The organism is Thermaurantimonas aggregans (assembly GCF_003851885.1).
Lineage (GTDB): Bacteria > Bacteroidota > Bacteroidia > Flavobacteriales > Schleiferiaceae > Thermaurantimonas > Thermaurantimonas aggregans.
The window spans coordinates 20,164-39,865 of the sequence record NZ_BHZE01000012.1; the positions used below are offsets into that span (position 1 = coordinate 20,164).

The 19,702-nt window shown below is 45.0% G+C and carries 12 protein-coding genes; 5 read left to right on the plus strand and 7 right to left on the minus strand.

What is annotated here, in order from left to right:
- Nucleotides 1-10: 10 nt before the first annotated feature.
- Nucleotides 11-1,090 carry a TerC/Alx family metal homeostasis membrane protein gene (locus tag EIP89_RS06905; protein ID WP_124397941.1) on the plus strand — a complete coding sequence of 360 codons (1,080 nt, stop codon included), beginning with the start codon at nucleotides 11-13 and terminating at the stop codon, nucleotides 1,088-1,090.
- Nucleotides 1,091-1,134: 44 nt separating this feature from the next.
- On the opposite strand, the gene EIP89_RS06910 is transcribed toward EIP89_RS06905, so the two are convergent.
- Together EIP89_RS06910 and EIP89_RS06915 are read right to left on the minus strand one after the other, a co-directional pair.
- Entirely contained in the window at nucleotides 1,135-1,683 is a 549-nt protein-coding gene (locus EIP89_RS06910) for a hypothetical protein (protein ID WP_124397942.1), read from the minus strand.
- A 16-nt stretch (nucleotides 1,684-1,699) separates the two neighbouring features.
- Entirely contained in the window at nucleotides 1,700-2,509 is an 810-nt protein-coding gene (locus EIP89_RS06915; protein ID WP_124397943.1) for a hypothetical protein, read from the minus strand.
- Nucleotides 2,510-3,393: 884 nt separating this feature from the next.
- Between EIP89_RS06915 and clpB the strand changes: the two genes are divergently transcribed.
- Nucleotides 3,394-6,003, plus strand: coding sequence for an ATP-dependent chaperone ClpB (gene clpB / locus EIP89_RS06920; protein WP_124397944.1), 2,610 nt, complete (start codon nucleotides 3,394-3,396; stop codon nucleotides 6,001-6,003).
- 51 nt (nucleotides 6,004-6,054) lie between these two features.
- Here the strand turns inward: clpB and EIP89_RS06925 are convergent, their stop codons facing one another.
- Together EIP89_RS06925 and EIP89_RS06930 are read right to left on the minus strand one after the other, a co-directional pair.
- Nucleotides 6,055-6,498, minus strand: coding sequence for a hypothetical protein (locus EIP89_RS06925; RefSeq protein ID WP_124397945.1), 444 nt, complete (start codon nucleotides 6,496-6,498; stop codon nucleotides 6,055-6,057).
- A gap of 80 nt (nucleotides 6,499-6,578) precedes the next feature.
- The gene (locus EIP89_RS06930) at nucleotides 6,579-7,217 is read right to left on the minus strand and encodes a polysaccharide deacetylase family protein (protein WP_160160553.1); all 639 of its coding nucleotides are present in this window, start codon (nucleotides 7,215-7,217) and stop codon (nucleotides 6,579-6,581) included.
- A gap of 89 nt (nucleotides 7,218-7,306) precedes the next feature.
- Here EIP89_RS06930 and EIP89_RS06935 point away from each other — a divergent pair, with 89 nt between their 5' ends.
- The gene (locus EIP89_RS06935; protein ID WP_124397947.1) at nucleotides 7,307-8,041 is read left to right on the plus strand and encodes a YdcF family protein; all 735 of its coding nucleotides are present in this window, start codon (nucleotides 7,307-7,309) and stop codon (nucleotides 8,039-8,041) included.
- 3 nt (nucleotides 8,042-8,044) lie between these two features.
- Complete coding sequence (locus EIP89_RS06940) at nucleotides 8,045-9,556, plus strand: M20/M25/M40 family metallo-hydrolase (RefSeq protein WP_124397948.1); 1,512 nt, start codon at nucleotides 8,045-8,047, stop codon at nucleotides 9,554-9,556.
- Between the two features lie 464 nt (nucleotides 9,557-10,020).
- On the opposite strand, the gene EIP89_RS11550 is transcribed toward EIP89_RS06940, so the two are convergent.
- Both EIP89_RS11550 and EIP89_RS06945 read right to left on the minus strand, forming a co-directional pair.
- Nucleotides 10,021-10,191 (minus strand): PID-CTERM protein-sorting domain-containing protein, encoded by a 171-nt coding sequence (locus EIP89_RS11550; RefSeq protein ID WP_170157620.1) that lies wholly within the window; start codon nucleotides 10,189-10,191, stop codon nucleotides 10,021-10,023.
- Nucleotides 10,192-10,210: 19 nt separating this feature from the next.
- A complete protein-coding gene (locus tag EIP89_RS06945; RefSeq protein ID WP_124397949.1) occupies nucleotides 10,211-16,192 on the minus strand; it encodes a beta strand repeat-containing protein in 5,982 nt (1,993 codons plus the stop codon).
- 610 nt (nucleotides 16,193-16,802) lie between these two features.
- Between EIP89_RS06945 and EIP89_RS06950 the strand changes: the two genes are divergently transcribed.
- The gene (locus EIP89_RS06950; protein WP_124397950.1) at nucleotides 16,803-17,759 is read left to right on the plus strand and encodes an acetyl-CoA carboxylase carboxyltransferase subunit alpha; all 957 of its coding nucleotides are present in this window, start codon (nucleotides 16,803-16,805) and stop codon (nucleotides 17,757-17,759) included.
- Nucleotides 17,760-17,786: 27 nt separating this feature from the next.
- On the opposite strand, the gene EIP89_RS06955 is transcribed toward EIP89_RS06950, so the two are convergent.
- Nucleotides 17,787-19,454, minus strand: a complete 1,668-nt coding sequence (locus EIP89_RS06955; protein WP_124397951.1) for a sodium:solute symporter family protein — start codon at nucleotides 19,452-19,454, stop codon at nucleotides 17,787-17,789.
- Nucleotides 19,455-19,702 lie beyond the last annotated feature (248 nt).

Genomic DNA, 19,702 nt, shown 5'->3' on the forward strand with positions numbered 1-19,702 from the left:
AAGATACTGTATGAGCGAACAAATTTTTTTTGCTGTATTTATTGGGGTTATTTTCCTGATTCTTGCTTTTGATTTAGGCGTTTTCCAGCGAGAAAAACATGAGGTGTCCTTTCGTGAAGCGCTTGTCTGGACATCTGTTTGGTTTGGGTTATCCATTGGATTTTACTTTTTTTTGAAATTTTACGGTCATTGGATACACAATCCGAAGTCAATTGACGAGATTTTATACATCACAGAAAAATACCGACAAAAACTGGACATTACAGGTTTGAGCTTCGACCAGGCCCTGCAGAGATATCGGAATCTCATCGCTTTGGAGTATCTGACAGGTTATTTTATCGAGTACAGCCTTTCGGCCGACAATCTGTTTGTGATTTTATTGATATTCAGAAATTTTGGGGTGCGAAAAAGGGATTACAAGACCATTTTGATCTGGGGCATCCTAGGGGCTGTCATCTTTCGATTCACCTTTATTTTTCTTGGGGCGGAGTTGATTCAGCGGTTTCACTTTTTGCTGTACCTATTTGGTGCATTTCTGATGTATTCGGGATTTAAGGTGCTGACCAGCAAGAAGGGAGACGAAGACATCACCCCCGAAGGTCATCCACTGGTGAGGCTCACCAGCAAGTATCTCAACGTATTTCCACGCAATGTGAAGTCGCTGCTCATGTTTCGCCACCCCGACGACCGAAAGACGTACGTCACTCCACTTTTTATTGTACTTCTGTTGGTGGAATTCAGCGATATCATCTTTGCTGTGGACAGCGTTCCGGCCATTTTTTCCATCACGTTAGACCCGTATATCGTCTTTTTTTCCAATATTTTTGCTATTTTGGGACTTAGGAGTTTGTTTTTTCTGTTGGCCAAGGTGGTCGATTTATTTCACTACTTGACGTATGGGCTTGGTATATTATTGATTTTCATTGGCCTTAAATTAGTATTTGAGCACTACTTCGACCTGTGGGGCATCCAGGCCTTTGAGTCGTTGATGGTAGTGGTATTGATACTCGCTCTTTCAATTGCTGCCAGTCTGATTCGCAGCAGGGTGTTGATTTGGAAGGATAAAAAATCCCGGCCTTCTCTAAAGTAAAGAAAACCGGGATTCTGTAGAAATTTGCCTTTGGCTCGGCTACATTAAAACGTCAGCATAAAGCCTATGTAGTTATTCCACCTTTCACTACCGGAGCCCAAATCGAGATGAAATCGAACGCCAATTTCCCGCATTTTATTTTCTGAAGTAAGCGTCCCTAAAGAGAAGCCCGGAATGAAGAAAAAGCGCGGACGGATATTCTCTTGAAGAATGGTTGCCGAGCCCAATCCGGAAAACAGATTTATAAAGAATTTTTCTGTAATTCTGTAGGAGTAGCGCAAGTTTACGTTGTATTGGACAAATAGGTTTACATCCGACGAAGTTTGTTGGAAAGCGCCAAATTGCATGGTATTTTGTACAGATAGGAGATTTCGATTTCTGTCGTCCAAATACGTAGCTGAAATAAAATCATTAAAAAAACCGTAGTAAAAGCCAGCGTACCCTACATTGTCGATGTTCAGCTGTATAAAGGCAAATTCCGGTGTTGCCTTTGGAATCGTTTCAGATAAAGTTTTTTGGGCATTTAATTGTTGAACAAGAAACAATGCTGGGATTAAAATTCCAATATTTTTACAGAAATTCGAATTTTTCATACCTTCAATTTTTTATTTATAAATTTTCTCTTACAAGAGCTGAACCATAAGTTGAAATTTGTCCACCTGTGTATGCACCAACTGCATAGCCTAAAATGCCTCCTCCAAGGTAGCCGCCTATTAAATAATCGCATGCGTAACCAGCTACATCTGCTGTAACTACGGCAAAGCCTTTTAATATTTTACCCCAAGGAATTCTTGCGTTTGAAATTAAGTTGTCTGAATTTATATAATTTAATACATAAGGATAAAAAGGATTGGATATATCACCTTTCATTATTTCTGTCCAATAAAATAATGAATGTCTAAATACTGATGTCATCCCCAATATTAATTTCAATTCGTAATCAATTAGATTATTACTACTAATAATAGTATTTTCTAAATATTTAATTTCGTTTATTATATCTTCTAAATTTTCTAAATCGTACTCACGATTTAAAATGTTGAGAATTTCATCATAGTATGATTTAAAATTTAGACTTAAATCATATTGCTCAATTAGCAAATTAATTAAACCATCAAAATTTGAAGAAGAGGAATAATACCATGATAATGATGCTAATGAATCAATGATATTGCCATCTAGATGATAATCAATATCTTTATTATAATAACTATCATAGAAATTCTTAATGTTCATGCCTAAATCTATTGTATCAAATCCTTCAAGTGTGGTTAAGTAATCAAGACATAAATTATGTAAAATTCCTATGGAGTCATAAATATTATTTTGATTTTCAACAAAAGATGGACTTGAGTAAGATTTATCTTTTAAATTAACTAAATTTATTTCATTTTTTTTACAACCTAATAAAAAAAGCACAAAAAGTATATTACCTAGTATAAAGAATTTAATATATTTTGAACTTTTTTTAATTAAATATCTGTCGAATAAAATAATTTGAAGTTTCCGGTTGAAGTTTCCGGTTGAAGTTTCCGGTTGAAGTTTCCGGTTGAAGTTTCCGGTTGAAGTTTCCGGTTGAAGTCTAAATTTGCTTTCAAAATTTATAAATTTTGATTTTCAAAAATATAAAGATATTATTTATTAAAAAATAAAAAAAATTTAACAGATTTAAATTTAATACATAATTAACATTTTTTGTCAACCAATCAGTTATTAATTGAAGATTCTAAGCTTTTTTTAACTCTCTTACAATCCTTGTTTGAGTTAATATTGATACTCGCTCTTTCAATTGCTGCCAGTCTGATTCGCAGCAGAGTACTGATTTGGAAGGATAAAAAATCCCGGCCTTCTCTAAAGTAAAGAAAACCGGGATTCTGTAGAAATTTGCCTTTGGCTCGGCTACATTAAAACGTCAGCATAAAGCCTATGTAGTTATTCCACCTTTCACTACCGGAGCCCAAATCGAGATGAAATCGAACGCCAATTTCCCGCATTTTATTTTCTGAAGTAAGCGTCCCTAAAGAGAAGCCCGGAATGAAGAAAAAGCGCGGACGGATATTCTCTTGAAGAATGGTTGCCGAGCCCGATCCGAAAAAAAGATTTAGAATGAATTTTTCGTCAATTCTGTAGGATTAGCGCACATTTATACTGTATTGAGCAAACAGGTTTATATCCGAAGAAGTTAAGTTAGTATGTGTCAAATTGACAATTTATAATAGGTTTTAGTGAAAATTACAGCCATTTTGTCGTGTTTTTCACAATGGATAAATCCTTGTTAATAGCTTGTGGAAAACTTTTTAAATATGAATCTCAACAATCTAACCATAAAATCGCAGGAAGTGCTGCAAGAGGCCCGCACCATAGCTTCTGAGCGCTCCCATCAGGCAATTGACAACATCCACTTGCTGCAGGCAATGCTGGAAGAAGAAAGCGGCTTTACCAAATCGCTGCTTGGCAAGATGAGTGTGCCTGTAGCCACCGTAGAACAGGCTGTACGTCGTACTCTCGATAGCATACCTAAGGTTCAGGGTGGGGAGGCGTACTTCAGCCGCTCCATTTCTGATGCCCTGAATTATGCCACTAAGGCGGCTAAAGAAATGGGAGATGAATACGTCACCCTCGAACACTTGCTTCTCGGCATTGTAAAGAGCAACGACACAGCCTCGCGCATCCTGAAAGACGCCGGTGTGACTGAAAAAGACCTGCTTCGCACCATTCAGACTGTGCGTGGGGGTAGCAAGGCTACATCAGCCAGTGTAGAAGACACCCATAATGCCCTGAGCAAATACGCCAAAAACCTCAACGCTCTGGCGCGAGAAAACAAACTCGACCCAGTCATCGGCCGAGATGAAGAAATCAGACGTGTGCTACAAATCCTCTCACGTCGTACCAAAAACAACCCAATCCTGATCGGTGAGCCGGGTGTGGGTAAGACGGCCATCGTAGAAGGCATGGCACACCGCATCATCAATGGCGATGTGCCCGAAAACCTCAAAGACAAAGTGATTTACGCCCTCGATATGGGTGCCCTCATAGCCGGAGCGAAGTACAAAGGCGAATTTGAAGAGCGCCTGAAAGCCGTAGTAAAGGAAGTAACCCAGAGCGACGGCCAGATCGTACTCTTCATCGATGAAATTCACACCCTCGTGGGAGCCGGAGGTGGAGAGGGCGCCATGGATGCCGCAAACATCCTGAAACCCGCTCTAGCCCGTGGTGAGCTGCGCGCCATAGGTGCTACCACCTTGGGCGAATACCAGAAGTATTTCGAGAAAGACAAAGCTCTGGAACGCCGATTCCAGAAAGTGCTGGTCGATGAACCTCAGCCCGAAGATGCCATCGCCATCCTGCGCGGTATAAAAGACCGCTACGAAATGCACCACAAAGTGCGCATCAAGGACGAAGCCATCGTAGCTGCTGTGGAACTTTCAACCCGATACATCACTGACCGATTCTTGCCCGACAAGGCCATCGACCTGATGGACGAGGCCGCTTCGCGCCTGCGCATGCAGATCAACAGTAAACCCGAGGAAATCGACGACCTCGACCGCAAAATTCGTCAGCTCGAAATCGAGCTAGAGGCTATGAAGCGCGAAAACGACGAGCGCAGAATCGCCCTCATCCGCGAAGAGCTGGCCGAACTCAACGAAAAACGCTCTGCCCTGAATGCCGCCTGGATGCGTGAAAAAGAGGCTATCGAACATCTGCAAGGCCTGAAAAAGCAACTCGAAGACCTGCGTATTCAAGCCGAAGCTGCCGAGCGCGCCGGCGATTACGGCCGTGTGGCTGAGATTCGCTACGGCAGAATCAAAGATGTCGAAAATCAACTCAAAGCCGCAGAGCGTCAGCTGAACGAACAAGGCAACCGCTTCATAAAAGAAGAAGTCGATGCCCAGGAAATTGCCGAAGTCGTTTCGCGCTGGACTGGCATACCGGTTTCAAAAATGCTGGAAAGCGAACGCGAGAAGCTGCTGCGACTGGAGGATGAGCTCCACAAGCGCGTCGTGGGACAAGATGAGGCCATTGCTGCCGTAGCCGATGCCATTCGCCGAAGCCGAGCTGGACTGCAAGACCCGCGCCGGCCGATTGGTTCCTTCATCTTCCTCGGTACTACTGGTGTAGGTAAGACTGAGCTGGCCCGAGCTCTGGCTGAAATTCTCTTCAACGACGAAAAGGCCATGGTACGGCTCGATATGAGCGAATACCAGGAGCGCCATACCGTGAGCCGGCTGATCGGTGCGCCTCCGGGCTATGTGGGCTACGACGAAGGGGGGCAACTCACCGAAGCCGTGCGCCACAGACCTTACAGCATTGTGCTGCTCGACGAGATCGAAAAGGCGCACCCCGATGTGTTTAACATTCTGCTTCAGGTACTCGACGATGGTCGCCTCACCGACTCAAAAGGCCGCACCGTAAACTTCAAGAACACCATCATTATCATGACCTCCAACATGGGCTCACACCTCATACAAGAGCGTATGGAAGAGATGGCTACCGGCAACCGCGAATTCATTCTCGAGCGCCTGCGCGACGAAGTCTTTGAACTGCTCAAGCGCAACATACGGCCAGAATTCCTGAACCGAATCGACGAAGTCATCATGTTTGCCCCGCTGAGCCGTGAACAAATGACCGACATCGTACGCCTGCGCCTCAACGAGGTGAAAAAGGTGCTCGAGCAGCAGCATATTACTCTGGAATACACCGATGCAGCCGTCAGCTATCTGGCCGAAGTAGGCTACGATCCGCAGTTTGGTGCCCGGCCGGTGAAGCGCGTCATTCAGAAGCGCGTGCTCAATCAGCTGAGCAAAGAGATCTTAGCCGGTCGCGTCACTCCTGAGAGCGTCATCTTACTCGACCACGACGGTACCGACTTTGTGTTTACCAACATCGAAGTGCCTGAAATCACGGAAGAATAATTCTTATAACCCTACTCAAAAAAACCTGCCGCTTGCAAGCGGCAGGTTTTTTTATTGCGTCATACATGCTTCCCTGTGGAAGAAGTCTTTAATGCGTTTAAGGGCTTCAAAAGCAGCTTTACCAGCCTTTACATCGCCGTAAAACATCACGGTTTGGCAATCGGTTGATTTTTTTAACAGTTCATCGACTGATTCTACCGAACCATAAAATATTGATTCCATCCATGGGTCTCGTATGCAGGCAGATCTACGACACTGAATGTGAAAGATTACTCGCTCATCACATATATCCGCACAACCCGGCTCTTGAGGTCGTAATTCGATGTCGAAATGGACATCTGTGATTCTAAAAAGACAATGTCCGTCACCAGCTGAGCCTCCCCCTAAATATACGTTGCCGTAATCGTCAAGCGAAGCATTAGAATCTCTGAAAAATTGATTGAAAATCCTTTTAGCTTGTGCCAAATTGGTTATCGCTTCAGTCTTTGAAGCCATTGATTGGCCGAATGCAAAATGTGAAAACGCTATAAAAAAAGCAGTATCAAGCTTTTTGCAGCTTTCATGTTACATCTCTTTTACAGCTTTTTTGCGAAAATATTCTGTAATACCTCAAATTCAAATCCTCTTTCATGCAGCACTTTGAGCACTTCGGGCAATGATTTTTTCAGATTACCATAAGCTTTTTCGGAGTCGTGAAACACAATGATGGAGCCGTTTTCAGCATTGAGCGACACGTGCTCCACAATGCTTTTTGGGGTCACTGCCTTGTCGAAGTCGTAGGTTACCAGATGCCAGAGTACAATCTGATATCTTTTTGCCAAGTGTAGGTATTGCGAGGGTTTCATCTTGCCATAGGGCGGTCTGAAGAGGTCGGAGCCGACCATTCGGGCGCATTTTTCCACATTTTCGTAATACACAGCGCTTGAAGTCTTTAAACCATTGAGGTGATTGTAGGTATGATGGCCTACAGCATGTCCATGTGAGCGGTACCAATCGACCGAAAGATCAGGATATTTATCCATATTTTGCCCTATAAGGAAAAAGGTTGCCCTGGCATGGTGCTGAGCTAACTGTTCTATTACCCAGGGAGTTATTTCGGGATGTGGCCCATCGTCAAAAGTCAGATAAACTGCCTTTTTCTCTGGGTGAGGCAGTTTGGTAAGGGCGCTGCTCAGGAGTTGGGTAACCAACGGAGGCATTCGTCTCAGGCGCATGTGACTAGTTTTGTTCAAATATCCGAAGTACCTTACGTTTAGCATTAAAAAATCGCATACGTTTGTAGTAGGCAAAAGCGCATTCACACATGTTCGTCAAAAAGTTTATTAAAGCCTTTCTGATGCTGACTCCCCTGCTGGGCATACTGCTTTTGGTTTTTTCCATTTTCAGCCTTCGAAATTTTAGGGGGGCGCGCAAATGGGTATTTTGGCTGGTCGTACTGTTTTGGCTGGTTAGTACCCGACCGGGAGCATGGCTGCTGATGAAGCCTTTGGAAAACCAGTACGAAACCTTCCAGGCTCTGCCCGAAGACAAGCATGATGCCTACGTGCTGGTGCTCGGTGGCGGCTGCAATACCTCAGGCCACAGCGAATACGAACGACTCGACGAAAGCGCCTTGCGACGGGTGTTTGAAGGCATTCGCATCGCTCAGATGTATCCTAATACAACCATCGTACTCAGCGGTACTAGCTGGAGGGGAACTTGTGATGTGGCAGATTACGGATTGGCCATTGTGAAAGATTACTTCCCGAAAGACCGCATAAAAATTCAATACGAATCAAGGGATACTAAACAAGAAGCGGAGGTCTTTAAGCTTCAATTCGGTACAAAGAAGCCCCTAGTGCTGGTAACCAGTGCATGGCATATGCCCCGAGCGGTGCGCAACTTCAGAAAGCTGGGCATCGACGTGATCCCTGCACCCACCGATTTTCGAATCAAATCCGGGAAATTCTGGATTTCGGACATACTGCCTTCAGCCAACAATCTGCGCATTTCTGAAACAGCTTTACACGAATATCTCGGAATCCTCTACAGCCTGTAAAAAATGAAAAAGCTGCTTTTGGTTCTTCTGGTTGCTCTTGTATTGCTCATAAGTGTGGTGATATGGCGCACGTTGCGCTTTCACTCGCCTTTAGACGACATAACACCATCCACCCTACCAGTGGAGTGGATAATAGACGAAGAGGCAGCCATCAATAAGCTCAGAGAAGCCCTCACCTACCCCACCATCAGCCATCGCAGAGAAATGATGGACCTTGAGGCGTTTCAGGGATTTCTCGCCTTTCTTGGCAAGAGTTTTCCAAAGGTTTTTGCAGAGCTGAGGGTCGATACTGTCAACGATTTCACTTTGCTCTTCACTTGGCAGGGAACCGATCCCAGCCTTGACCCCATTGTGTTGATGGGTCATTACGATGTCGTCCCCGTAGAGGCCACAACGCTCAACCGATGGGATGCAGGGCCTTTTTCAGGCGATACGGTAAATGGCTACGTATACGGTCGTGGAGCGATTGACAACAAGACACCCTGTATTGCAATACTCGAAACGGTAGAAAACCTCCTATCCTACGGAATGCGCCCAAAGCGCTCACTCCTCATATCTCTCGGCCACGACGAAGAGATCGGTGGTGACGATGGTGCGGTGCAAGTAGTAAAACTGTTTGAGAAGCGCAACATTCGGCCAGCACTAGTTCTTGACGAAGGAGGCACCCTGGGACAAGGACTGGTGCCGGGTGTAGATGATGTCACCGCTCTCATCGGCACTGCCGAAAAAGGCTACCTAAGCGTCGAACTGCTGGTAAAAGGTGCCGGTGGACACTCCTCTATGCCCGAGCGGAACAATACGCTATCGGTTTTAACAGAAGCCATGCATCGAATCAACGAACATCCGATGCCATTTGAGATTTCAGATCCGGTCAGGGGTTTTATCGAATGCATGGGTCCGCACATGCAATTTCCGGCCAACATGGCTTTTGCCAATACCTGGCTGTTTAAACCTTTGATTTTTAAAACCTTTTCAAAATCAGCGCAGGGGGCAGCTATGCTGCGTACCACACAAGTGCCAACCATTGTAAGCGGTGGCGTAAAAGACAACGTCATTCCCAACTTGGCGCGTGCGGTTTACAATTTCAGGCTCTTACCCGGCCATACCGACAGCATGATCATCGACCGCTTGCGTGCACTCATAAGCGATAGTTCGATTGTCATACGCCCAATTCAGGATGCTCCCTATACACCTGGCAGCAAGGCATCGCCTTACGACGATCAGGTGTTTCGTCAATTGGCAGGGGTAGTGAAAACGACCTTTCCAAAGGCGATTGTATCGCCGTATTTGGTGCTTGGGGCAACCGATGCGCGTCATTTCACCGGAATCAGTACACATGTATATCGGTTCAATCCCATCTTGCTTCTGGCTGAGGATTTGCCGCGCATACACGGCATCAACGAGCGCGTGGGCATTGACGATTACTTGGCCGCTATTCAGTTCTACGCTCAGTTTATCCAACACTTTTGTATCGACGACGGTCTCTCGAAGGATCTGGTAAAAGGTAAGATTTGATATATCTCTTTCACGCTGATCTCGCAGCGTGGCAAAGAAAGTTTTAGTTTTAGTAAAACTTAAAGTCAACGTTATTTAGGCTTTGACAAAGCCTTAAGCTAATAAACACACACCCCCCAAACCCCTACCAACGAAAGCTCTGAAGAGCTTTATCGGCACCTGCGGCTCTCCAGGTCCATCGGACGCAAAGAGGGAGGTGTCCCCCACAGAACTCTCAGAGAAGCACTAAAAAAAGATTTAGTTTTAGTCAAAGTGAACATTTAAGCTCAAAAGCCCTAAAAAAGCATTACTCAGAGAACATATCTGCGTATATCTGCATAAAAATCCGCGTATGATATCCGAGGCTTATATCCGCGCTCATCCGCAAAGAACAAATCCACGCTCATCCGCGGCAATAAAAAATCCCACCCTCAGCCAAAGCCTAAGGTGGGATGATGAAACAAACTTATGCCTATGAAGTGTGCTTAGTCTCGATTGCGACGACGGCGGGAGTACTCGCTGATGCCAAACGTGACGCCAGCAGCTGCTAACAAGCCGATGAGGCCATCGATGGGTGTCGGATTGTTGGGCATACCCGGCTGAGCCATCAGAAAGACAGGCATCAGGGCTATCAGGGCGAATGCTAACTTTTTCATATCCTTGAATATTTTAAGATTAGTACACAAACTTCACAATGGTTTGACCTTCGCGGGTGATGAGCTGTACCATGTACACGCCCGGTTTCAGGCTTGGTACATTCCAGCGGGTGAGCTCGCCGGTGCTGATGGTCACTACTTCCTCGGCAATGCGCTTGCCGCTTACGTCCACCAAGCGGGCAGTTACCGGGCCGTGAAAGCCAAGTGACTTCAGATTGATGCGGCCGTCGAAGTACCAGGCCTGTAAGCCCTTGATGCCACCGCGAGCGGTGTATTCGTCCTGGCCGATGTTCACTTTGTTGTAGTGCAGTATGAAGCGATCCTTGCCCATCTGTGGGGTGTGGGTGAAGGTATAGACGCTCTGGCTGCTCTGGAAGGTGAAAGTCGCATTGGTCTGCTTGTCTTCTAAGGTGATTTCGATGCTCGGATCGATGTCGTCGCGGTTGATGGCGAAGGTGTAGGTGCCCTGCTGGTCGTTTTCAAACCACACCGGTACGCTGGCTGTGCCACTGAAGGCCGGCAGGTAGTTCAGTGCTAACGACAGATTTTGGCTGCGGCTATATACATTGTGCATACCGGCATCGTTGCGCAGCTTGTAGCCATCGAGCAGACGGTCGAAGCCGGCTGACCCATCGTTGTGGAAACTGATGACGGCGCGGTCGTCATGACCGGTGGCGGTATTGGTCACCTTTATGCGGGTGAGTACTTCCTGAGCCGATGGCTTTTCGATGACTTGAGTGCTGTTGGTACTTCTTTGAGCGATGTCAAAGGTCAGATTTTCCGATAGGGTCGTTCTGATCCAGAAGCCCTGCATGGGAGGTATGTACCGGCGGTTGGTGGTCTCTGAGGTATTCCAAGTCACCCAGCCGGTGTTTGCCGCATTGCGAACGTAGATGGCCCCGCCGGTATTGGGACCGAGGGTCTGACCATTCCAGTCGTAAGAACTCAGATAAGGGTTGGCCAGCAGGTTCCATCCATCTGTAGGGCCGTCGATGGTCGGGAAGGTCGGTGATGACGTGTAGCCCAGCAATCTGGTCACGTTGGCTGCGTTGCCGTAGTTGCCGGTTACAGTGATGTTGCCGGGTACCGGACGGATGAAGGTGCTGCCTACAAATTCGCCAAAGAAGGCTACATAACCGCGACCGCGCTCAAAGGGCATGGTCGAGCCGGTAGGCAGTTCATAGTCGCCGGTACCGGCATTCCATATTCTGAAGGGCGACTCCGTGGCATTGGTTACATCAAACTCGCTGGTGCCGTCGTGCAGCTGATTGATGGGCACGGCAAAGGGCGATCCGATGGTGTACCAGCGGCCGTTGTTGGGTGGTGTGGAAGCGTTCAGATACATACGGCGGCTGATGGTACCTGTGCCGGTCACTACACTTTCTATCAGCGAACCATAGCCCGAGGCTGATGCGTCGAGCGTAATATTTCCAAACAAACGCAACGAATCAGTTGTCAGAGCACCTCCATTGGAAACAGTGAGTGTGCAGCCGGAAGCAATTCCCATGAAATTGGTGTTTGTTACAGCGGTGGTGATCTCAGGCTGAGTAACGGTAGAATTGATTACAGCCACCATCGTAGAGGCACCCGGCACACTGCCATCGCTCCAGTTAGCTGTATTGGTCCAGGCAGATGTGCTGCCCAGCCATACGCCTGGTACAGTGCCCTCGAAGGCACCTTTGGCCGGTGCAGCAGTACTGCGCGTACTACCGTTGATATCTGTAGTGATACCGCTGATGGGCTGTGCAAAGTAGCCGTTGAAGTCCGTAGGCAGCAGATTGGTAGATGACGTAAAGTTGGGATCACGGACTATCGACATACCATCCTGGTTGGTAGCGGTTTGCCAATCGGAGAGGGAGGTCCGGTTTGAAGTTAAATAACCTAAATGCTGGGTAGAGAAATAGTTGTTGAAATTAATCTGTGAGTAGGCGGTATTTGCCACAGATGAAAAGATTGCATATCTGGTACCGGTGGTTTGAGTATTTACAAACACATTGTTTCGAATATCGAGGTTGCTTCCAGATGAAATCAATATAGCCGAAGACTGTCCGGCTATAGTTTGATTGGTAGCTAGATTTACACTATTGTAGGCTATGGTATAGCCTCCACCTGCCGTAATTCGAATCCCATGACCGTTGTCAGTAATATTACTAGCCCAACCATATCCTCTTACATTATAAATGACGTTGTTGGTTATGCGGGTATTGCTTGCTGTGGAAGTAGAGGAAAGTCGTATTCCGGAAGTTCCCCATCCACTCGTGTTTGAATTTACGATATCGTTTAATATGTTGGCATTTACTACTGTGTTGGTGGTGTTGCCCGCGATGGTAATTCCCGATGAGTTGTTGTCATTATTAGGACTGGAAATTCCTGATACTGTATTGCCTTGTATCAGGGCACCGTTTTGATTGGAGATAAACATGCCCTGAAAACTGATTTTATCAGCAGCCACAGTAGAACCAACGGTATTACCCTCTACCACCAGATTTGTTTGACCTGATGTTGGCCCGACAACAGCAATACCATATTGAGCGCGTTCAGTCACTGTTTCACGGATTTGAATATTGGTATTATCCGTCTCAGCAACCCCACCTAATGTGGAACCTGAAACAACAATAGCCGCTAAAGTAGATGCACCTCCTCCCTTTGCTGTAATATTTCGAATGGTAATATCTGTAGCAGGATTTGATGCATTGACCGAATTCACCCAAATAGTAGCCGCACTAGCCGTGTTGTTGTTGTTGATAAAGGAAAAGTAATTACCACTTCCACTAAATCGCCCGTCAATAATAACGCGATCAGCGCCATTGAGGCGGATAAGACCATTGGCGATATTTCCAGTAATATTTCGCAGTGTAGCCGCATCGGGACGGATGGTCAGCGTATATCCACCCGGGGAAACTTCTGCTATTTCATTTAAAGCTATCGTACCTGGCTCTGTGATGTCTGAAATTACTTCCGCAATCAAATTGCCACCTAATAAAGCATTATTAATAGCATCAAAAAGACCACTAGTACCTGTTAATGTTGAGTACGTACCTCCGGTACCTACGGTCACCGTTCCTGATAATGGAATAGCGATATTAAATTGATTGATTGTACCCGTAATCGGAAAGTTAGCCGCTGTAAGAGAAACTGATGATGGTGTAGATGCAAATGTTCCAGAATTAATACCCACATTAGGAGTGGTCGCTAAATCCTGCGCTACTACAAAATATTGAATAACATCGCCTACAGAAACACTTCCACCGTTGAGGATTGTATAATCAATGGTAAAATTAAAGGGTGAAGAAGTATTTGAGGCCTCCACAAATTTCCAGCCATTGTCAGCAGATGTATTACCGGCAAAAGTGTTGGCATCCGTAGATTTTTTGTAATAAACTCTTGGTTTGGTTCCACTGGCTGTATTTACCCCACTTGGATCGGTAATTGTAACATTATTAAACGTTCTAGTAGCAGCCACAATTCCATTCCCTAATACTGTATAAGAGATACTTGGCGGAGTTAAATCTAGAATTGTAAATGCACCTTCATGTGCCCCCACATCAGGCGAAGTGGCATTTCGGGTAGTGCTGAAGTAGTCGGTAGTAATAGCAACCGGCACTGTAATCGGTACCCCTCCGCTCTCGATTTGTGTAGGAACAGTCGTCTGAATTTGTAAATCGTATGGTGGGGTAGTGACATTGACAAAGGGTGGATCCTCCGTAAATGAATTCCCATCTCGTGGTGCAACTCTTGTCTTATATTCTGCGATTGTCTGGTCTGAATTTGTACCATCATAGAATATTAAATTTGTTGTAGATACTGTTCCAGCATAAAAGAGGTTATTATTAGACGCGCTATTATAATTCGCTAAATTTGTAGATGAGCACTGATAAGCAACGGTCCTTCCTGTACCATTTGGAGTGGAATTATTAACAAAAATGTTATTTCTCATCGTCAGATTTGAAGTAGTAGCTGTTGCATTCGCTGTATGAAAAATTGCAGCAGAGCCAAAATTTGTTCCTGAGGAACTTGCATTTAAATAAACTGTATTATAGTAAAGATGAACATTTGTTGATGTTGAAGTACTAGTGATGTTAATACCTCTGACTGCTGGGCTTGTAACTGTGTTTGTGCTTGCATTAGGTGCTTTTATTTCACTTATAAAATTATTATAAAATATTGCATTTCCGCTCGAAACAGAAGTTAATAAAATACCGGAAACCGTTGGACTAGTATTATTTGTGCTTTGAATGTTATATATACGATTATTAAATACTGTTGGAGAGCTGGCTGCATTTACAATACCTGCTATGGTAGTTCCTGCACCAGTTATATTATATACAGTATTTCCTGACATTGTACGAGTACCAGTAGTTGTAAAATGGTAAATACCATAAACTATACCTGTTCCATTATGCGTTAAATCGTAAACAGTATTGTTGTTTACTGTTTCATTGGTCGGAGATGCTATATTGAAAATACCATATAATGCGCCTGTGCCAGATGTTTTGGTACATTGCAGATTATAAACATTATTGTTATTAACGGTAATAGTTCCTGTAGCTGTTTGTATTCCATACATTATGCTTGAGCTACCCGTTCCACTAATACTCATATTGGAAACAGTATTGTTGTTTACATTATATGTCATACCACTCGTGCCTGTAGACGCAAAGATCCCTATGGTAGTTCCACCTGTAGTTCCGGTTCGGGTGATATTATTTACTGTATTTCCTGTAATATTAAAAGTAGAAGCAGAATTAGTTCCAGTTGTATAAATAGGATAAACCGCTCCTGATCCAGCCAGGCTACCAGAGCTGTAATTTAAATTTTGAACAGTATTGTTCTGAATATTCAAAGTCGCAGGTGCTACTCCATTATTAAAAATACCATAAAACACACCAGTAGTAGCTGTAAGATATTCGCCGGTAATTGTATTATTGCTGATGGAAACCGTGTTGCCTGCAGGGGTGCCACCTATTCCACTTTCAATAGCAGCAACCTGCTGCGTAGTTCCACCGCCTTTAATAGTAACGTTATTATAATTAATAGTGGCGTTAGCACTAGTTCCTGCTTGAGCAAAAATTCCTCTTAAAGTAGAAACGTGGTTAACACCACTGCCATCGTTGTTGTTAACCGTGTTATAGGAAATATTTATACTCCATTGGTTATTAGCTCTAATACCAGCAGCGGGGTTAGTGGCACTTGGAGCACCGCCGTAGTTTAGTATTGTGTTTCCTGTAGACGAAGAAGTTCCACCAATATCATTGTTCATATCACCCAAAAATGTGGCTGGATTAGGCGAAGGACCCACTCCAGAGGTAGCAGCAAAACCACTAAGAGCAATTCCATAATTACAATTTTGGATTGTGTTAGCATAAAATGAATTAAATGAATTCGAGCCTAACGAAGCAGTAGGAGTTAAAGCTGTAGTGGCAGCTGTCCTTGTTGAATTTATAACAAGAATACCCACCGAACCTTCTACCATCGGTCCTGAACCGCTGGCATTGTTAACTTTGTTTAAAGTGATTGTACAATTTTTAATTGTAACATATTGGCATCCATCAATTGCAGAAGCTTTGAATAAACCATAGCCAAATTCCATTGTAGCAGGATTGGTCGTATTTGGGTCTACCAGATCAATTCCATCAATAGTAACATAATCAGACCCAGATAATGCCCAAATTCCATCTGGAGTAGCTGAACCTGGTGTACCTGTTCCTCCTGAATATGCTGTAATAAGTGGATTAGCACCGGTACCTGATTTTTGAAAAACAATTGGATTAGCTGCTGTACCAGTTGCAGTTAAAACAATTGTTGCAGAGATTGTTTCCGTATGTCCTGCAGCAACATTAAAAGTTACACCACCAGAGCCAACGCCTTGTGTGTTGAGGTCAGTGACGGCTGCTGCTATGGACGCATAATCCCCGGGTATGGTTTTAATGCCCGTGAGGGGTTGTGCTTGTGTAAGCCATGAAAAGATGGCCAAGAAGGCCAAGAGATAGACTTTTTTCATGTGGGTAAAATTTGAGCAAGGTTACGAATCAATTAATATATGCTTAATGTCAAACTTGTTAAAATACCTCAATTTTTTTACGAAATTTTTTTCGAGTGAAATTTTTTTGTTTTTTTAATATGCTTGAATAACAATTTTTTACAAAATAAACTTTTTTAAAAAATGAAATTTTAGTTCATATTTTTCTTATTAATTTTTGTAAACATTCCGTATATTATCTGAACATTATTTTTTTGTATTTACTTGTTATGTAGCGATTTAGCTGTGATTACACTGCACTTATACTACATAGATCTTTTTGTGTAGGCTGATAAAAATTTTTCTTCTAAGCACCTGATTTTCCCAGATTTTCCAGTCCCAAAGGTCATATTTCACGTAGTGTAGTCTCTTTGCTTTACAAAAATGTTTTTTATCTGTGCTTTTCGCATGTACTGTTTTCCACCTTGCGCAAAATGATCAATGAAAGAACAGAGTCTAAACGATCTTAATATTTTGTTTTTCAATTAGTTAAAAAACTAAAATGAAATAGGCAAAGATCAGACCTAGAGGTCAGAGTGGAATGGCGGACTTTTTATACCTTTCGCCACTTTTTTAAACGACTCGAATCCCTATGGATTACCTAGACTTCGAACTACCTGTAAAAGAAATAGAAGAGCAAATCGCCAAAGCCTTGCAACTGCAAGAAGAGACTAAGGTGGATATGACAGCCACTATAGACGAACTCAAGCGACGACTGATCGAAACACGCAAACACATACACGAAAACCTGACGGCCTGGCAGCGGGTGCAGCTGAGCCGGCATCCCAATAGACCCTACACTCTGGCCTACATCAACTATCTGACCGGAGGAAAGTTTCTGGAACTACATGGCGACCGCGGGGTAAAAGACGACAAAGCCATGGTGGGTGGCTGGGGACTGCTCGATGGCAAGGGAGTCATGTTTATCGGCCAGCAAAAAGGCATCAACACAAAGATGCGCCAATACCGTAACTTCGGTATGGCTAATCCAGAAGGCTACCGCAAAGCTCTGCGCCTAATGAAAATGGCCGAAAAATTTGGCAAGCCGGTGGTGACCATCATCGACACGCCGGGAGCCTATCCTGGCCTGGAAGCCGAAGAACGCGGACAGGGGGAAGCAATTGCGCGTAATCTATTGGAAATGAGTATGCTGAAAGTTCCCATCATCTGCATCATCATCGGTGAAGGGGCTTCAGGTGGAGCCTTAGGCATAGGGGTGGGCGATCGCGTGTACATGCTTGAAAATACGTGGTATTCGGTGATTTCGCCCGAAAGCTGTTCGTCTATCCTGTGGCGCAGTTGGAATTTTAAGGAAAAAGCGGCTGAAGCACTGAAACTCACGGCCAAAGACATGCTCGAACACAAGCTGATCGACGGCATCATTCCGGAGCCTCTCGGCGGGGCACATACCGACCAGGAAACGACCTTCGAAACGGTAAAACGCTACATAAAGGCGGCCATAGAAGAGCTGGAAAAACTCTCGCCGGAAGAGCGCATTAACCAGCGCATCGAAAAGTTTACCTCCATGGGCGTGTACGCCGAAGATTGATCGAAGAGCTCCCTCTCTAATGTGGAGTTAATTGCCTTTCGCTACTAAGACAGCATAAGCAGCATTAGTCAAATAAATAAAGACTGCAGCAAACAGGTTGTACCACAAATATTCGACCTGTAGTGTGGGTAAAGCATCTTTGAAAAAGTGCAATACCAGGATGCCAACTTGTGCAAGAATGGCTGTGGCAAGCAGAAAGCGCGAAGTGGTTTTTCTGACAAAAAAAGCAACCAGGAATACGCCCAAGATGGTGCCGTAAAAAAGCGAGCCTATGATGTTGACCATCTCAATGAGATTGTCGAACAGGGAGGCAGCGATGGAGAAGGCAATGGCCAGCAGGCCCCAGAGCAAGGTGATGAGGCGCGTAAGGGGTAACTTCCACCGGCTGTCAGGCGCACTGATGCCCAAGCGCTCGATGTAATCGACCATAGTGGTGGTAGCCAGGGCATTGAGCTCGCCGGCGGTGCTGCTCATGGCAGCAGAGAGCACCATTACGATGACGAGCCCGATGAGTCCGTGCGGCAGATAGTGCACCACGAAGTGCAAAAAGATGAAGTTGGTGTCTTTGGGAGGCTCCTTGCCGGTGGATTTTTTAAACTCTTGCAAATATTGATTCCTACACGATTGCAGCTCATGTGCTTTGTAACTCACTTCGGCGGCAGAAATGGCTGACTTTTGTTTTAAAGAGCTTTTTAAATCGTTTTGAAGGTATTCGAAACGCCCTTGCAACTCTTGAAGCACCGGAGCGTCTATCGTTGCCACTTCTTGTCGAAGGAGAGGATTAAATACCAGGGGCTGCCCTTCGACCAAAAAGAACATCCAGACAATTACCCCGATGAGTAAAATGAAGAGCTGCATGGGAATTTTTAAAACGGCATTGAAGTACAGACCTCTGCGTGCCACCCTTACATCGGTGCCGGCTAAGTAGCGCTGCACTTGGCTCTGATCGGTGCCAAAGTAGCTGAGCGACAAGAAGAAGCCACCCAAAAGACCGCTCCACACAGTGTAGCGCGTACTGAGGTCGAAGCGCCAATCGAGCACATCGAGCCTGCCACTGCCCCGCGCTGCTTGCCATAAGAGAGTGATATCAGTCAGTTGAGAAAGGCGAACGATCAAAATGCCAAAGACAATAAAAAGCGACAGGAAGATGATGCCCATTTGCCAGCGATGGGTGACAGACACAGCTTTGGTACCGCCCGAAACAGTATAAGCGATCACCACCAAGCCGATAACAATACAGGTTGTGGCCAAATCCCATCCGAAGAGGACGCAGAGCACAATAGCTGGTGCATAAACGGTGATGCCTGCAGCCATGCCGCGCTGAAGCAAGAAGAGAAAGGCGGTAAACAATCGAACTCTCAAATCGAATCGGTGCTCGAGAAATTCGTAGGCAGTAATGACGCGACTGCGGTAATAGGGGTCGATAAAAAATCTGCTGATGAACCAAACGGCCAGCGGCAAACCGAAGTAAAATTGAGCGAACCGCAATCCGCTTTCGAAACCGAGACCAGGGGCTGAAAGGAAAGTAATGGCGCTGGCCTGCGTAGCCATTACAGAGAGGCCTACACTCCACCAGCGATCGTCGCCACCTTTGAGGAATTCAACTGTAGAAGCTACCCGACGAGTATGCCAGATGCCATAGCCGGCTATGAAACCGATGCTTGCGATGACGACGAGCCAGTCAATCCAATTCATTGATTGAAAATATGGAAGTAGATGTGTGTACAAACATAGGTATTTTCATTGCGAAGGAAGTTTTTTACTACCCCTCCCATCCCCTACCGACGAAAGTTCAGGAGAGCTTTGTCGGCATCTGCGGCTCTCTACGTCTTTCGTACGCAAAAAGGGGGGTATTTCCCTCAGAACTCGCAAATGGGTGCAAAAAAGGTTTTCGTTTTAGTAAGAGTTAAAGTTGAAGTATAAAGCCTTAGCCCAAAAAAATA

What these genes read in the sequence shown, in the direction of transcription:
- EIP89_RS06905 (WP_124397941.1), top strand. Translation starts at nt 11, where the DNA reads ATGAGCGAACAAATTTTTTTTGCTGTATTTATTGGGGTTATTTTCCTG.
- EIP89_RS06910 (WP_124397942.1), bottom strand. Translation starts at nt 1,683, where the DNA reads ATGAAAAATTCGAATTTCTGTAAAAATATTGGAATTTTAATCCCAGCA.
- clpB (WP_124397944.1), top strand. Translation starts at nt 3,394, where the DNA reads ATGAATCTCAACAATCTAACCATAAAATCGCAGGAAGTGCTGCAAGAG.
- EIP89_RS06925 (WP_124397945.1), bottom strand. Translation starts at nt 6,498, where the DNA reads ATGGCTTCAAAGACTGAAGCGATAACCAATTTGGCACAAGCTAAAAGG.
- EIP89_RS06930 (WP_160160553.1), bottom strand. Translation starts at nt 7,217, where the DNA reads ATGCGCCTGAGACGAATGCCTCCGTTGGTTACCCAACTCCTGAGCAGC.
- EIP89_RS06935 (WP_124397947.1), top strand. Translation starts at nt 7,307, where the DNA reads ATGTTCGTCAAAAAGTTTATTAAAGCCTTTCTGATGCTGACTCCCCTG.
- EIP89_RS06940 (WP_124397948.1), top strand. Translation starts at nt 8,045, where the DNA reads ATGAAAAAGCTGCTTTTGGTTCTTCTGGTTGCTCTTGTATTGCTCATA.
- EIP89_RS11550 (WP_170157620.1), bottom strand. Translation starts at nt 10,191, where the DNA reads ATGAAAAAGTTAGCATTCGCCCTGATAGCCCTGATGCCTGTCTTTCTG.
- EIP89_RS06945 (WP_124397949.1), bottom strand. Translation starts at nt 16,192, where the DNA reads ATGAAAAAAGTCTATCTCTTGGCCTTCTTGGCCATCTTTTCATGGCTT.
- EIP89_RS06950 (WP_124397950.1), top strand. Translation starts at nt 16,803, where the DNA reads ATGGATTACCTAGACTTCGAACTACCTGTAAAAGAAATAGAAGAGCAA.
- EIP89_RS06955 (WP_124397951.1), bottom strand. Translation starts at nt 19,454, where the DNA reads ATGAATTGGATTGACTGGCTCGTCGTCATCGCAAGCATCGGTTTCATA.